Source organism: Leptospira inadai serovar Lyme str. 10 (assembly GCF_000243675.2).
GTDB classification, from domain to species: domain Bacteria; phylum Spirochaetota; class Leptospiria; order Leptospirales; family Leptospiraceae; genus Leptospira_B; species Leptospira_B inadai.
This window is the reverse complement of sequence record NZ_AHMM02000006.1, coordinates 155,862-170,805: the sequence shown is the minus strand read 5'-3', so window position 1 is coordinate 170,805 and position 14,944 is coordinate 155,862. Positions and strand designations below refer to the sequence as shown.

Here is a 14,944-nt window from a genome sequence, read left to right as displayed (position 1 = left end):
TCTATTTCCGTAGTGAATGTTTCCATCAAGCGGGCTTACTCCTTTAATTTCTAAGCATTCTCTATAAGAACCCCTTCGCTCCCTGGGCATTACCCCAGTTCTTCGCTACTTTGAGTTCTTCCGACTTCCTTATTCGCCAAATGTAAATTATTCGTTCTCTACACTTGTTGCATTTAAGCACAAATAAGGATCTCCCAGGTTCCTGGTGTTTCCTTCGAAACGCGCTATCCAACTTTACCCCGAGTATTCCGACAAGTGCATTTGTTCATTTCTACCTTGTCGATTCCAAGCTTCATCTTATCAGAGAGACTGGCTAATACCACTTATTTCTGTTACGAGGCTTCCAACATTGGTTCGCTTTCGCTATGGCTCATTTCTTTGCTACGAGAGGCTTCCTTTGTTCCGTTACCGTTACAAAGGCTCTTTTCGCTACCTGCCGAATGAACAATGAGCAGGATGGAGTCCTTCCCTCCATTGGAAATCCCAGACTTTGCCTGGCGCACCTGAGGACAGTAGCTGCTAGATGTTGGAAAGGTTAGAGAAGTAGAGGAAAAATCCACTATAACACAAAAATCTTCCTCTAGAACGTGGAATCTCCGCTCATCAATGTTCTGTCTTCAGTCCTCTGTCTTCTGTCCTCTGCAAGACAGACGCGTTCGCTTTGCTCACGCTAGACAGAAGCTGCGCGATGTTGGAAATGCTGGGGTAGGAGGAAGAATCTACTATGTTTTTTAATTTATTAACAAGTCATTTACACACTTGAGCTGTCACCCCCCTGATACCCCCACATCGAAAATCCAGTAACACCTCGCTCCAACATAATTCGCTTTTGAAAAAATTGTTGCCAGGGAAATAGAAATAATTCTCTGTCCTCTGTCCTCTGTCCTCTGTCCTCTGTCCTCTGTCCTCTGTCCTCTGTCCTCTGTCCTCTGTCCTCTGTCCTCTGCTTTTAAGAAAATCTCATAAATGATTTTGTAAAATTTATGGCCAAACCCTACTCAAAGACAGTACGTTCGGGACTTATTTCATTAAATATTATTACTTGAGTGATCATCGTGAACTAAATTTTGTAATTTTTGATGACAAAGGGAAGCAATTCTAATATAAAACATTTTACAACATTTTCGAATTTTAGAAACGACGATTTCAAACTTCATAGCCGGGGTTCAGTAGTAACGCGAGTTTTTAACCGAATCCGATGGTAAAACAGGCAATTTAGAAAGCCATCTGCAAATAGAATGAAAATCCCCGAAGGAAGAATCACTTGAATCAGACATGCTACCTCTGCAAAAGCCAAAGAAACGAAACCGTTTTTATCGAAAACAGTATCGCCATAGTTCGTTGTTTAGATTGCGATCACGTATTTTCCACGTACGAACAAGACGAACATTATGAAGGATACTGGGGCGAAGAGGAGACTTCCTACGATTTAAATTGGTGGGACCTGGCACACAGAGAAATTTACCAGGATTTCATAGAAAAATTTCTATCTTCACCTAAGGGAAACATCCTTGATGTAGGTTGTGGGCTCGGTTTCTTCATTAAAATGGTCAATAATGATCGACCGGGCTGGGATGCTGTCGGTTATGAGATCTCAAACCAAGCGATAAAGTTCGCGAAGGAAAAAAACGGATTAAAAAACGTCCATTCCGGTATCGTGCAAACCAGCGGCCTTCCTGAGGCGCATTTCGATATTATCACACTTTGGGATGTGATCGAACACATCCCGAAACCTCACGGCTTAATTACGTATCTGCTCACATTATTAAAACCGGGCGGGTTTCTATTCATTCAAACCCCCAACTTTCCGGTTCAACTATATAAAGCAAAGTTAAAGGTTTTAATCAACGGAATGAAGCCCGATTATCATTATCTGGAAGCGAAAGATCATATAAATGATTATTCCGAAAAAACCCTAGCGATGCTATCAAAGCAATGCGGATTTTCTTCGGTGGAATTCACTATTTTAAAACCGATTGCCTCCGTTTCCGGGAGCAGCGCTAAATTAGGCGTTATTTTGAAGAAATTATTCTACTTTGGTACTTTACTAATTTGGAAATTAACGTTTAGGCGTATCAACGTAAATCTTACTCTTTTTGCGCTATTTCGTAAGGAACGGAAACATTTGTCCCTTCAGAATGAAAAACTCCACAAGGTTACGTTCAACCGGCTGAAATCGATTTCCAGAAATTCTCTCCGGAATGAAAACAAGCCGACCCAGCGAGTTATTTGATCCCGATTTAACGAAAAAATTCAACTTTCGAAACTGCTTCGAAATTTATTTGAACCGGCAATACGATAAAAAACCGGGATAAAATCTATCGTTGCGGCAAATTTCCGATGTAGCTCCATCACATTAGGCTTATTTAAAGTCTAATTCAAACTCGCATCCGAAAAATTCGACGAGCGCTTGCGTATTAACAAACGCTTTCTTCGTAATCCATTAATTGTTTTATAAAATACGCATCTTCGAGTCCGGTCCATCGACTTCTGACGATTTGATCGACGATAATGGAATATTTTCCGTCCGTTTTCTTTGTGGCAGAGAGCGCTAAGCGAAAAACACCGTCCAAATCTTCGTCGCCCTGATAGATGTACTCCGCCTTTGGAAGTTCAAAAACTTTTCCGGGCAATCCCGAGATCGTCGTCTTGAATTTTCTTTTTTTCATTTCTTTATCTAGAACTCGATAAGGGTCATTGTCCAAATTATGTCTCGGCTCATTCTTGAGCTCAATTCTAACGGTAAAAAAAGCCATCCGCGACTCCCCATAAAGACTTCGCAATATAACATTTATTTATTACTGAGTAAATTATTAATTTCATTAATTTTATTAATTTCGATTATAGTTTATAGATAAACGACTTCTCGGAATTTTTCTAAAATATCGGAAATAATTTATGAATTTTCGTTCTCCACGGTATTTAGGCAATCAATAATTTTTACACAATGATCCGAATAACCCGATCGGATTATCAAAAATAAAAATCCTTCCCTTGACTTATGTTATGATTTTCTAATTGAATTTCACTCTCAAAAGCTCATCGTCAATCGTAAGCATAATCGAAACCCGAGAGACCGAAACGGAAAAAACGCATAGAGCGAAGGAACTAAAACCTCCGATACTGAAAAACTTCTGCCGAACATTCGGACCTTTTTCATCGAAAATTGTTTCCAAAATAAGCAAACTTTATTCCCAAGATAGAGTGACGCAACGAGAGAGTAAATTATTTCTGGGATCGATACCGACTAGGTTCCCGACGCCGGCCCGAGTAAAGGTCGCCAAAAAAGGCGATTTGCCGGCGTCAAAGATGCGTTTTGCTTTCCGGAAATTCATTCGCGTTCCGGGAAGTAAAACTTTACAAATCCAGAGAACCCGAATCAAATATCCGCATGCCCCTAAGTCACGACGATTTTAAGAATGCTCTCTCTCATTTTTCCTCAGGCGTAACCGTGATCACGTATTCGGATACGACTCGAACGGGCGGACTTACCGTAAGCAGTTTTAGCTCCTTATCGTTAGATCCTCCGCTGGTCTTATTCAATTTGCAAAAGAATATCTCCAGCCACGATCCCCTATTGGCATCGGGAAAATTTACGGTGAATATTCTTTCTGCGGAACAGGAGAATCTATCCAACCAATTTGCATCGGGAAAAATCGATAAACACGAGCTAATCCAAACCCTAGCCTGTAGTTTGGGCCATAATGGAGTCCCGTACTTGGAAGGGACCCTATCTCGCTTGGAATGCGATTTGGAAAAGCAAGTGGATGGAGGAGATCATACTATCGTAGTGGGCCGGGTTCTGTTTGCCGCTTCGGACGATTCAAAGCGACCTCTTCTTTATTATCGCAGGGCTTACTACGGAATTTAAAAAGAAAAGCAAGGCAGGCTCCTGGCCGGAAAAATTCCGGAGAGAAGGCGGACTGGCACCGATCCGGTTATTACCGAACCTTAGAATTTCCTCGGTTTCGGAAATAGAAAGTATTTCGTCCCCGCTCCGAGATAAACGTATTTAGGTGAAAGTGGTTTCCCTTGGGCCTAGAGCGGGAAAAACTGGTTCCGTAATGGAAAAAGAAGCCGTTTCCCTCGAAGACGCCTTAGATCACGGGCTCACGACGGAAGAATTCGCCAAGATCCAAGAAATATTGGGAAGAATTCCCAACTCGACCGAACTCGGAGTCTTCTCCGCTATGTGGTCGGAGCATTGCTCGTACAAGAATTCCATCCTGCAGTTAAAGACCCTTCCGACAAAATCGGATAAACTCCTGGCCCAAGCCGGGGAAGAAAACGCGGGAGCTATGGATATCGGAGACGGACTCGCAGTCGTTTTCAAGATAGAAAGCCATAATCATCCCACTGCAGTCGAACCTTACCAGGGCGCGGCCACCGGCGTGGGTGGAATCATGAGAGACATTTTTACTATGGGCGCTAGGCCGATCGTCTCTTTGAATTCGCTCCGCTTCGGGAATCCTGACGAACCTCGAAATAAATATCTGTTATCAAGGGCGGTTAAGGGAATCGGCGATTACGGAAATTCTCTCGGGATTGCCGTGTCCGGTGGAGAACTTTTTATCGATGAATGTTTTTCCAAAAACCCGCTCGTAAATGCCATGACGGTCGGAATCGTGCGTCATGATCAAATGGCTAGCGCGACTACCGGAGGCAAAGTCGGAAACGCCGTTTTTATCGTAGGCTCTACTACCGGAAGAGACGGAATTCATGGGGCTTCCTTTGCATCAAAAGACCTAACCAAGGAATCCGAGTCGAAGCGGTCCGCCGTCCAAGTCGGGGACCCGTTTATGGAAAAACTTCTGATGGAAGCCTCTCTCGAAGCCATTCAAAAAGGCCTATTAGTGGGAATTCAAGATATGGGAGCCGCAGGAATTTCCTGTGCAACGTCCGAAATGAGCGCAAAGGGAAAGACCGGAATGCGGATCGATTTGGATTTGGTTCCTTTTCGGGAAACCGGAATGAACGCCTATGAGGCGATGCTTTCGGAGAGCCAAGAGAGAATGCTCGTGATCCCGATCAAAGGCAGGGAAGAAGAACTCGTTTCAATATTCAAAAAATGGAATTTAAATGCGGTTCAAATCGGAGAAGTCACGAACGACGGAATGTTGGAAGTCCATAAAGACGGGAAACTGAAGGTCAAGATTCCTGCCGAATCCCTGGTATTGGGCGGAGGAGCCCCCCGCTACGTTCGTGAAACAAAACGCCCGGCATATCTGGATCAGGTGTCCGCTTGGACTCTTCACTCTTTACCGGACTTGCGGGAAACCGAGGAAATCGATTCCATATTCTCGAAACTTTTGGAAGGCTGGAATATTTCCTCTAGAAGACCGATTATCGAGCAATATGACACCGAAGTCGGGCTGGTAAAACTCATCGGCCCGGGATACGACGGCGGGCTCTCGGCCATTCCCGAAACGGACAGGGCGCTCGCTACCGCAACCGATTGCAACTCCCGATACACGTATCTGGATCCTTATCATGGAACGATATTTGCCGTCTGCGAAGCTGCGCGCAACGTCGCAGTAACCGGCGCCGATCCTCTCGGAGTGACGAATAACCTGAATTTCGCCAATCCGTACATTCCGGAAAACTACTATATGTTTTCCGAATGTATTCGGGGGATGGGAGATGCTTGTCGCTTCCTCGGACTACCGGTAACCGGAGGGAACGTCTCCTTTTATAATGAATCCCCCGAAGGACCCATTTATCCCACGCCAACGATCGGAATGGTCGGAATATTGAATAACAAGAAACTAGGAATACGGAATTATCCTAGGAAGGCCGGAATCAAGTTGGCCCTCATCGGAAAATTTCGCCCATCGCTAGGCGGGAGCGAATTCCAAAAAATCCGGTGGCAGACGGTGCAAGGACGGATCCCGGAGCTGGATCTCTCCCACGAAAAGTCTTTGCTGGATTTGATCGTTTCCCTCGGAAAAGATTCCAGGGTGGTTTCGGCCCACGATTTATCCTTGGGAGGAATAGCCATCGCTTTGGCCAAGACGGCAATCTTCTCCGGTTTAGGAATCGAAGCGAATCTACAGGAACTCCGTCAAGATCGAATCGATTTGACTCTGTTCGGAGAGACTGCTTCCTGCATTTTAATCGGTTTCGAAATGAAAAACGAAATATCGATTCGGGAAGCGACTTTAAGTACGCGTCTCGATTTCTTTCTACTGGGAGAGACGGTTTCCGATCCAAAGCTGCGAATCGCCGATTTTAAAATAGAGATTCCCGTTTCGGAACTTTCGAACCGTTACGAAAGCGGGTTAGTTGAGGTGTTCCGATGATTCGATTACTCGTTCTTCCGATTTTATCCGGACTTCTACTCTTCGGAAATTCTTGCAAAAGATCCGCCGAAGATATCCTTTCCGTCGCTTCTCAAACTCCTTTGAAAGTTGAAAAATTGGATATAGGGTTACAAAAGTTAGGCACCTTCCCCCAGGTATTATTTACGTTTCCGAATCTTAAATGGTTGGATATTCGACTGAACCGACTCGAAACGCTTCCCGAAAATCTAGGGGATTTGCAACAACTGGAATACCTAAACGTCTATGGAAACGACTTAAAGCGACTTCCGGCCTCCTGTGCAAAATTAGGAAAATTGCATGTCCTCTTTGCGGGAAATAACGACTTTGAAAGGATTCCTCCCGAATTAAAAGGACTTTCTCTCAAAGCCATCTATCTGGATCAAAACAAATTGATTTTGAACGAATCGGACATAGATCTATTAGGAAATTTGCAACAACTGCAAATTCTGGATTTATCCAAAAACAGGAACATAGTAGCTTTCCCCAAGAATCTAAACCTGCTCGCCGACCATCCGAAGTTGCGGGTTCTTATTCTAAAAGACTCCGGACTTAGAACCGCCGACGTCAACGCAGCGCGCAAATTACTCCCTAAGGTCCGTATTGAATTTTAAATATCCATGAAAGAAGAAGAGAATAAAAATCCGTATTCAAATACAGTCATACTTCCGCAAACCGATTTTCCGATGAAAGCCGGCTTGGCGACCCGGGAACCGGAGCAAATCAAAGAATGGGAGGACGGACATCTTTTTCGCAGAATGCGGGAAAAGAGGAAGGATAAACCCGGATTCGTGCTTCATGACGGACCTCCTTACGCTAACGGAAATTTCCACACGGGCCATTCGCTTAATAAAATCCTAAAGGATATGATCGTTAAATCCAAGGCTCTTTCCGGATTTAATACCGATATGATACCAGGTTGGGACTGTCATGGATTACCGATAGAAGTTCAAGTTCTCAAAAATCTGGGAAAGAAAGCCAAAGAGATCGGCCCCGAAGAACTTCGAAAACTTTGCCGCGACTACGCGGAAGAATTCGTGGTCAAACAAGGACAAGACCTTTCTCGCTTTTTATGTTTTTGGGAAAAAGGCCGTATTTACAAAACGATGAGTCCGGACTTCGAAGCGAAGATTGTGGAGATTTTCGGCGCCCTTTTCGACAAAGGCTATATATATCGCGGAAAAAAACCGGTATACTGGTGCATCGAATTGGCGACCGCCCACGCGGAAGCGGAAATCGAATACCACCCGCATAGATCCCCTTCGATTTACGTGAAATTTCCGGTAAAGGGGAAGGACAAAAGCTATTCCTTAATCTGGACGACCACCCCTTGGACCTTACCGGCCAACCTAGCGATCAGTTTTAATCCTAGATTCTCCTATTCATTCTATAAAACTCAGGATGGAGATTCGCTCTTACTTGCGGATGGATTGAAAGAGGCGGTCGAGAAAGCCACGGGAGTCACTCTAGAGAAGTCCGGCACCGTTACGAACCAAGATCTTGAATCCATGGTATTTCAACATCCGTTTTTGGATCGGGACTCCATCCCTCTATTCGGCGAACATGTGACCCTCGATGCAGGAACCGGCGCGGTGCATACGGCTCCCGGTCACGGACAAGACGATTATAAAGTGGGATTAGCGGCAGGACTGGAACCCTATTCTCCCGTGGATGATTACGGTAGATATACCGATGAATTCCCGATGATGAAAGGGACCAAAGTTTGGGATGCAAATCCTAAAATCGTGGAACTCCTGAAAGAAAAAGGTTTATTGCTTCACTATTCCGAATTCGAACATAGCTACCCGCATAGTTGGAGGAGTAAGAAACCTCTCATCTTCAGGGCGACTCCTCAGTGGTTCTTTCAAATTGATCACAAAGGCCTTCGGGAAAAATCGCTGGAAGCGATCGATAAAGTCCAATGGATTCCTAGCTGGGGAATCAGCCGAATTCGATCGATGGTGGAGACCCGACCGGATTGGTGTCTGTCTCGTCAAAGAAATTGGGGGGTCCCGATTCCGGCTTTTACCTGCGAAGACTGCGGGGAAACCCATCTGGATTCCGATTCGGTCCGCTTCTTCACGGAGATCGTAAGACAAAAAGGAATAGAGATTTGGTATACCGAACCCGCGGATGCCTTGCTTCCACCGGGCACGAAATGCGGAAAATGCGGTTCGTCCTCCTTTAGAAAGGGGAAGGACATCCTAGACGTTTGGTTCGATTCGGGTGTATCTAACTTTGCCGTATTAAGCGAACGAGGACCCGAACCTCCTGCGGACCTCTATCTGGAAGGATCGGATCAACATAGGGGCTGGTTTCAATCCAGTTTGTGGCCGTCCATGGCATTAAGGGGAATCCCTCCTTACAAATCCGTACTGACTCACGGTTATGTCCTGGATGAACAAGGACGTGCCATGTCGAAATCCTTGGGCAACGGAATCGATCCTACCAAAGACATCATCAACGTTTACGGGGCGGATATTCTAAGACTCTGGGTAAGTTCCCAGGATTTTCGCGACGATGTTCGGGTCGGGAAAGAAGGCCTTAAAACGATCGCGGACAATTATCGAAAAATTAGAAATACGTTCCGCTACCTGTTGGGAAATCTGGCCGGTCATACGCCCGAGCAAAATTTAACGATCGATGAATTGGAGGAAGTGGATCGCTATTACTTATCCAGATTGGCGCATTTGACGGAAGAACTGAAAGCATATTACGAAAGCTACCAGTTCCATCAAGTTTACCAAAAACTTCTTCTTTTCTGCACCGTAACCTTATCCCAGGATTATTTCGAGATGATAAGGGATAGAATGTACTGCGATCGAAGGGGATCGAAAACGAGACGCTCCTCTTCCACGGTATTGCAAATCATATTGGATACTCTTTGTATTTATTCGGCTCCGATTCTGAGCTTCACGGCGGAAGAAGTTTGGAAGGAAAACGATAAGAGAGACTCGGTCTTTTTGGAAGACTTCCCCGATTTATCCAAGGTTCGAGATCCTAAATTGGAAGCGGACTTTGAAAGAACCCTAGCCGCCCGAGAGATCGTTCACAAAGCCCTCGAAGTCGCGAGACAAGCGGGAAAACTAGGAAAGTCTCTGGAAGGCGCGGTTGAACTGACCGGAAAGGGAAGTACCGAACTCAAGAATCGTTTTTCCAACGCCGCGCTGGAGCTGATTTTTACCGTATCTCAGGTCCGCTTCGATCAAACGGAGCGGGAGATTCTCGCAGAACATTCCGACGAAGAATTTGCGGTCCGAATCGTCAGACCGAAAGAAGGCGAATGCCCTCGCTGTTGGAGACACCCTGCGGAAGAACGGAAAGGAGAACTTTGCCTTCGTTGCGCCGAGGCTGTCTCGATCTAACTCAAGGGCGATCGTTTTCGTCGGTCAGTTTAACGGGGCCGTATTGTTTTCTAGGTAAGAATTTATACTTGGTCGGATTCTTTAAATCAAAGGAGACCCATTTGCGCTGGGGAACTCCTCCCGCGAGACCGAAGTCGAAATTTTCCCCTTCCACGATTTCGGTTCCGTCCGTAGATTGCTCCAACGGAATCTCTTCGATTCGAGTCCAACGGTCGAACAAGAGAGTTTGATCCTTATCAACGATCTCACGTTTAATTCTGCCGAAAACGACATTCAATCTGGCGTCCGTCGCCCAAAGGATGCAGGTAGTCAATTCGTCATAGGAAATAACCGATTGGGTATCGTCATACTTCGTGACGAGTAGCAGTAGCTTGTCTTTAGGAAGAGCCTTTAGGGCAAAAGGCAAATCCCTCGCCAAAAGATCCAGCTCGTGATCGGAAAAAACGAAATCGGAAAAATATCCGATAGCCGTCCTCTTGGAATATCTCAGATTTCCGAGATAGTCCTTTACTTTATTCTGATCCAACTGGATCGGATGGTCGAGCGAATTGGTTTTCGTTATTTTGTAAAAACCGGGTAAATCTTTCGGGTCGATTTTGAAAAGAGCGATTCCTTCGGAGCGGAACACGATCTCTCGGTTGGCGTAAGGGTAACAGTTTGAAATGCCGAAAACTATGCAGGCAAGAAAGAAACGCGCTAGGATCGGAAAGAAAGGGAAGCTTTTTGAAAAAAACGTTTGTTGCATCGAGTCGGAAAAAAAAGGTCGTTTCATCTGTATTTAAGAACGGGTTCGGAAGAGAAGAGTTTCAGTCTCCTTGGAGAAATTCCGAAAAGTTCGGATATTTTTCCAGGAATTCTTCCATAGTGTAAAGGTTTACGATTCGATCCAGCCCGGAAAGCCGAAAAACGGAATGGAGGGACTTATTTAAGCCGAAGATGTTTACAATACCGTTTTTATCCCGGATTTGATTCCTGACTTTAATAATGATTCCGATCCCCGAAGAATCTATAAATTTGACCAGGCCAAGGTGAAAACTAATGATTGCGGGGTATCCAGGCCGAACGCTTTCCTCAAACTCCACGTAAAAGTCGCGGGAATTATCCATCAGGATATCCTCCTGGACCGAGAGAACGAGATGATTGTCTCGGGTGAGACTCTTGAGAATCATGGGAAAATAACACGCATCGGAATTCGAAGTCTGTCAAGAAATAAGTATCTTAGTTGATTTATTTCGGAACGACCGCCAGGATACTATTAGAGCGGTTTCTGGGGAATCCAAACCAATGTCCGAATTCGATAAAACCAAAAAAAGCATCGGCGTAAACAATCTGGACGACAAGGCCAGACGAGAGATGTTTGATAAGTTTCAATCCGCCGGAGGCAAGGTCGTTTCCGAAAAAGACAAAAAGCGGGACGAAGCCCCTAAAAAGCCCAAAGAACAACCGCAAATACGCCAGGGCGCCAGAAGCCAAGCAGGCGGCAGGGATCCAAAATCACCGTCCGGCAGGGGCGGATCGGCCTCTCCGTCCAGGACCCAGCAAGCAAAGCCTAACGCGTTCCGGGATCGAAAAGCGATCGAAGCGGAGATGGGAAATTTCTTCAACAGAATGGCGGTCAGGTTCAAATGCTGGATCTCTAGAGTAACTTCTTTTTCATCCAGCGACCTGCTCCCGGGATTTCTCTCCGAACTGAATATCGCAGGCAAAAAAGCCATTCTGGAAATGAACTTTGTAGGGAATGATTTACTCGGAAATCCCGCTTATGCCACTAAGATCGCGAAAGAGTTAGACGGGCAAAATCCTCTTTATATCGAACTCCTGGGTCGAATGCATAAGGTTTACGATAACGTGGAGTTGAATCAGCTACTCGAAACGCATAACGCGGCTCCGGATATGGCCGTTTCCATCTCACGGGTGCGACAACCCTTATATTCTTTATTTAAGAAATTATACTATATTTACCCGTTCCAAGGATCGTACGTTAAGGCCGTCACGCTAGGATACCAGGCTCTCGAAAAACTGGAGGGAAAACCTGCCACCGTTTATAATACGAAACGAAAACGGGCCCTCCAGGAATTCGACGTACTCTACGGAACGGTATTTGATAAGTTATATTTGGCCATCCTTCGGAGCGAAGATAAGAATATTCCGCTGATCAGCTCTTACATGGAAGACATTCTAGGAATCGTCCCTGAAGAAAAATTGGGACAACGCCAACCCGGCCAAGAGTTGGACGAAATCTCCGGCGGAGCCCACGAGGAAGAGGAAGAAGCCGAAGAACCGAAAAAGGAAGAGCCGATCGATCCGGAAGAATCCCTAAGCAAAGAGCTAAAGTACGGGCTAAAGCTCATGCGAATGCTGCCTTTGGAGCAACTTCGGAAGAAGCACGACCCGAAAGGAGAACACGAACGGATCCCGTCCGCGGACAAAGCTTTGCTTTCCTGGCTATTTTTTCGAGAATTCGACGAGGAATATTCCTTCGTAATGACCACCAAGAAAATCGATTTAAAGCCGACGATCGTCGCGGGCGCAAAAATGGATTTTCGCGAAAAGTTAATCGATTTGTACGAAACGACTCGAGGCATTCAGGAACAATTCCGAATCTATGACCAATATCACAAGGAATTGGATTCCCATCTAAAGAATCCGGGCGCCAACTACATCGAGTCATCCAAAAAAACATCGGCTTTAGAAACCAAAAAAAGCCAACAATCCCGAAACGTCCGAGTTACGGTAAAGGACTTCATTCAAAAAGGTTCCGATCTACTTTCCCGACTCATCGCGGATATGAAGGGTAAAAAGGAGGTCGTTACGAATATGGACGACTTAATGACCTTCGATCTAATAGAGTCTAAAAAGCGACTGAATAAAAAGCCGATCAAACAATGCATTATGGAAGCATACTGCTATTCTTTAGCTCTCTCGGAGCGATTGGAAAGCGGAGATTTGTTCGGAGGTGTTCCTGAAATGTCCCCTGAAGAAATGGAAAAGGAATTCGGAATTAAGGCCGACAATTCTCAGCCGGATGCCGAGCTCATCGATCCGAACGTTTCCGCGGAAAAAGGTGTCGATGATAATTTCGGCGTCGACCCGTCCATTTTATCCGACTAAATCTACAAGCGCAGGTTACGCGTGGCTTCTGTAAAGATCACTTTATTCCAAAAGGAATTATCTCAGCCTATTTCTCCCGAACAAAGATCCAAGTTATCTAAAGAAAAATCCGATTTCCTGATTCTGCCGATGTATTTTCCCGGAGGCGGAGTCGCTTCTCCCGAATCTCTCGCCTCTCGCTCGAAGGGTTTTTTGGACGAACTGTTGGCAGTTTCCGAAGTTTACAAAGGAGCCATACTAGGCGGCTGCATGTTTCGCAAAGATGAGGAGGGAATATTGCGGCTCTCCGTCCCGGTCGTTCAGAATATCGTGTTAGTCGATTGGTACGACGTGAAAGTGCTGGGTGCGGAAGAAGCCCCGGCCAAACCCGGTTCCGGGGACGAAGCGATTATTCTAGGCGGATTCCGATTCGGTATTTTTGTGGGAAAAGAAATCGACGATCTTTCCAGATTTGATCGTTTAAAATCGGAAAACATAAATCTCGCATTCCATATAGACTCCGTCCTAGAGGAGGGAATCAATTACGCGGACGATCTCAAAAGATACGCTGACTTATCCGCAAAATATAATCTTTTCCTACTTCGTTCTTCGGGGCACGGCGCGCCTTTCGGAAAGAAGCGGATCGGACGAAGCCTCTTGTCCACGCCCACGGGAGTCACCTGGAAAGTGGCCGAATCCGAAAAGGATAAAGAAATCATAAAAACCGTAAATATTAACGGAATTAACGGCCTGTTTTAAACGACTTCGCGTTCGGAAAAATGGGATATCCTAGTATCGCGCGAAACTATTCCCTCCCGATAACGATCGCCTGCATTCACGCTATATTACAGTTTCTAGATTTTCCGATATTAAGGATAGACGGTTACTGGCAGCTACCTTCCAAAGATTGTTGGTACAACCATCCACTGCACGCGCTCCTACTGCTGAACGGTACGAGTCCGGCGTTAGCCCTCTGGCACTCCGCTTTCACGCATTTAGGAAACGACGATCCTTATCCTTTATATGCGTTCATTCTTCCTATGCTGCATGCGATCGGTTGTTACCTTTTCCTATCGATTCTCTCCTCATTAAGAATACGATATCGTACGATTTGGGCCGCACTCTTTTTTCTTAACCCGCTTGCATTCGCCTACTTTCGCTATCCGTTTTATTCCACTTATTTATTCTTTCTTTCGTTGGTTTTATTATATTCCCTATGGGTGATTAAAAATAGAAACCGGAGACTAGTGTCCGTTTCGATCACAATTGCGCTTGCGGCGGCCGTCCGACCTTCCTGGCATTTAGGCCTCGCGATCTTTTGGGTCGGCTGGTTGGCTTGGAATGAGCGCAAAAAGCTATCGCGCGCCTCGATAATTACGGCTTTTTTAATACTCCTATTCCCGTTCGGGTTATATCTAAAAAATTTGATTCTTTTCGACTCGTTTTCGGCCTCGACCTGGTTAGGAATGAACCTGGCAAGATCTAGGTTGATAACCCTGGATTCGGACGAACGCAAAAATCTAGCCTCATTCCAGCTCCCGACCATTCTCTATCGCGGAATTTATTCCGAAGACGACCCTCTCGTCTCGCGTTACTCCGAAACGATCTGTCTGAATGGAGACGATTATCATAACATCCGGTTTATCGAAGTTTCCCGTAAGTACCTGTCTAAAGTTAAGGAAACCACGGATGTGCGGCAATCCTTGAGGCTGTTAAAGTTCGGCATTAAGGTTTATTTAAGTAGCCCTTCGAATTATCCGTTTCTGGTACCCCAATTTTCCGCGGTCCCGGAATTCCTGCGCAAATATCCGGGATTGGATTGGTTTGCCGCAGTCGATATGGGTTCCTTCGATAAAAACCTATATAGAATCGTATATCCGATCTCTCTATTATTGCTCCTACTGCGATTTTTCTCCTTTTCCTACAAAGTTCAAATTATCGTCCTGCACACCGTTTCGCTTACGATTTTGTATTCGTTTATCGATCCGTTTGAAGCGAATCGAATGCGATTCGAATTGGAGCCTTTTTGGTATCTTTGCGTTTTATTCTCTTTTATCAGAATCAAGGCTTACGTTGATCGAGGAATCAAAACGATCCGGTCCGGATTATCCCGCGAAAATTAATCATCGTCCACTTCGGATTTTTTCCGGACGCGTATTTTTATCCTTGCGA

General features: G+C 45.4%; 12 protein-coding genes. 8 read left to right on the top strand and 4 right to left on the bottom strand.

The window, feature by feature from the left end; translation table 11 throughout:
- Positions 1–1,264: 1,264 nt before the first annotated feature.
- Positions 1,265–2,233, top strand: a complete 969-nt coding sequence (locus LEP1GSC047_RS01515; RefSeq protein WP_010412565.1) for a class I SAM-dependent methyltransferase — start codon at positions 1,265–1,267, stop codon at positions 2,231–2,233.
- A gap of 184 nt (positions 2,234–2,417) precedes the next feature.
- On the opposite strand, the gene LEP1GSC047_RS01510 is transcribed toward LEP1GSC047_RS01515, so the two are convergent.
- Positions 2,418–2,669, bottom strand: a complete 252-nt coding sequence (locus LEP1GSC047_RS01510; protein ID WP_238325500.1) for a hypothetical protein — start codon at positions 2,667–2,669, stop codon at positions 2,418–2,420.
- Positions 2,670–3,188: 519 nt separating this feature from the next.
- Positions 3,189–3,335 carry a hypothetical protein gene (locus LEP1GSC047_RS21540; protein WP_020988138.1) on the bottom strand — a complete coding sequence of 49 codons (147 nt, stop codon included), beginning with the start codon at positions 3,333–3,335 and terminating at the stop codon, positions 3,189–3,191.
- A gap of 56 nt (positions 3,336–3,391) precedes the next feature.
- Between LEP1GSC047_RS21540 and LEP1GSC047_RS01505 the strand changes: the two genes are divergently transcribed.
- The 4 genes from LEP1GSC047_RS01505 (at position 3,392) to ileS (ending at position 9,682) form a co-directional block, all read left to right on the top strand.
- Positions 3,392–3,871 carry a flavin reductase family protein gene (locus LEP1GSC047_RS01505; protein ID WP_010412574.1) on the top strand — a complete coding sequence of 160 codons (480 nt, stop codon included), beginning with the start codon at positions 3,392–3,394 and terminating at the stop codon, positions 3,869–3,871.
- Between the two features lie 193 nt (positions 3,872–4,064).
- A complete protein-coding gene (gene purL / locus LEP1GSC047_RS01500) occupies positions 4,065–6,299 on the top strand; it encodes a phosphoribosylformylglycinamidine synthase subunit PurL (protein ID WP_010412577.1) in 2,235 nt (744 codons plus the stop codon).
- Positions 6,296–6,931 carry a leucine-rich repeat domain-containing protein gene (locus LEP1GSC047_RS01495; protein ID WP_010412578.1) on the top strand — a complete coding sequence of 212 codons (636 nt, stop codon included), beginning with the start codon at positions 6,296–6,298 and terminating at the stop codon, positions 6,929–6,931. Before purL ends, LEP1GSC047_RS01495 begins: the two co-directional genes overlap by 4 nt.
- Positions 6,932–6,937: 6 nt before the next feature.
- A complete protein-coding gene (ileS, locus tag LEP1GSC047_RS01490; RefSeq protein WP_010412582.1) occupies positions 6,938–9,682 on the top strand; it encodes an isoleucine--tRNA ligase in 2,745 nt (914 codons plus the stop codon).
- Between the two features lies 1 nt (position 9,683).
- On the opposite strand, the gene LEP1GSC047_RS01485 is transcribed toward ileS, so the two are convergent.
- Positions 9,684–10,427: an LA_1326/LA_4305 family lipoprotein gene (locus LEP1GSC047_RS01485; RefSeq protein WP_039933897.1), complete on the bottom strand. Its 744-nt coding sequence runs from the start codon at positions 10,425–10,427 to the stop codon at positions 9,684–9,686.
- Between the two features lie 61 nt (positions 10,428–10,488).
- Positions 10,489–10,851: an STAS domain-containing protein gene (locus LEP1GSC047_RS01480; protein WP_010412588.1), complete on the bottom strand. Its 363-nt coding sequence runs from the start codon at positions 10,849–10,851 to the stop codon at positions 10,489–10,491.
- A gap of 115 nt (positions 10,852–10,966) precedes the next feature.
- Between LEP1GSC047_RS01480 and LEP1GSC047_RS01475 the strand changes: the two genes are divergently transcribed.
- Genes LEP1GSC047_RS01475 through LEP1GSC047_RS01465 form a run of 3 tightly spaced genes read left to right on the top strand, consistent with a single transcriptional unit; the run spans position 10,967 to position 14,895 of the window.
- Positions 10,967–12,793 carry a hypothetical protein gene (locus LEP1GSC047_RS01475; protein WP_010412591.1) on the top strand — a complete coding sequence of 609 codons (1,827 nt, stop codon included), beginning with the start codon at positions 10,967–10,969 and terminating at the stop codon, positions 12,791–12,793.
- A gap of 21 nt (positions 12,794–12,814) precedes the next feature.
- A complete protein-coding gene (locus LEP1GSC047_RS01470) occupies positions 12,815–13,531 on the top strand; it encodes a hypothetical protein (RefSeq protein ID WP_010412594.1) in 717 nt (238 codons plus the stop codon).
- A gap of 20 nt (positions 13,532–13,551) precedes the next feature.
- A complete protein-coding gene (locus tag LEP1GSC047_RS01465) occupies positions 13,552–14,895 on the top strand; it encodes a hypothetical protein (protein ID WP_010412596.1) in 1,344 nt (447 codons plus the stop codon).
- Positions 14,896–14,944 lie beyond the last annotated feature (49 nt).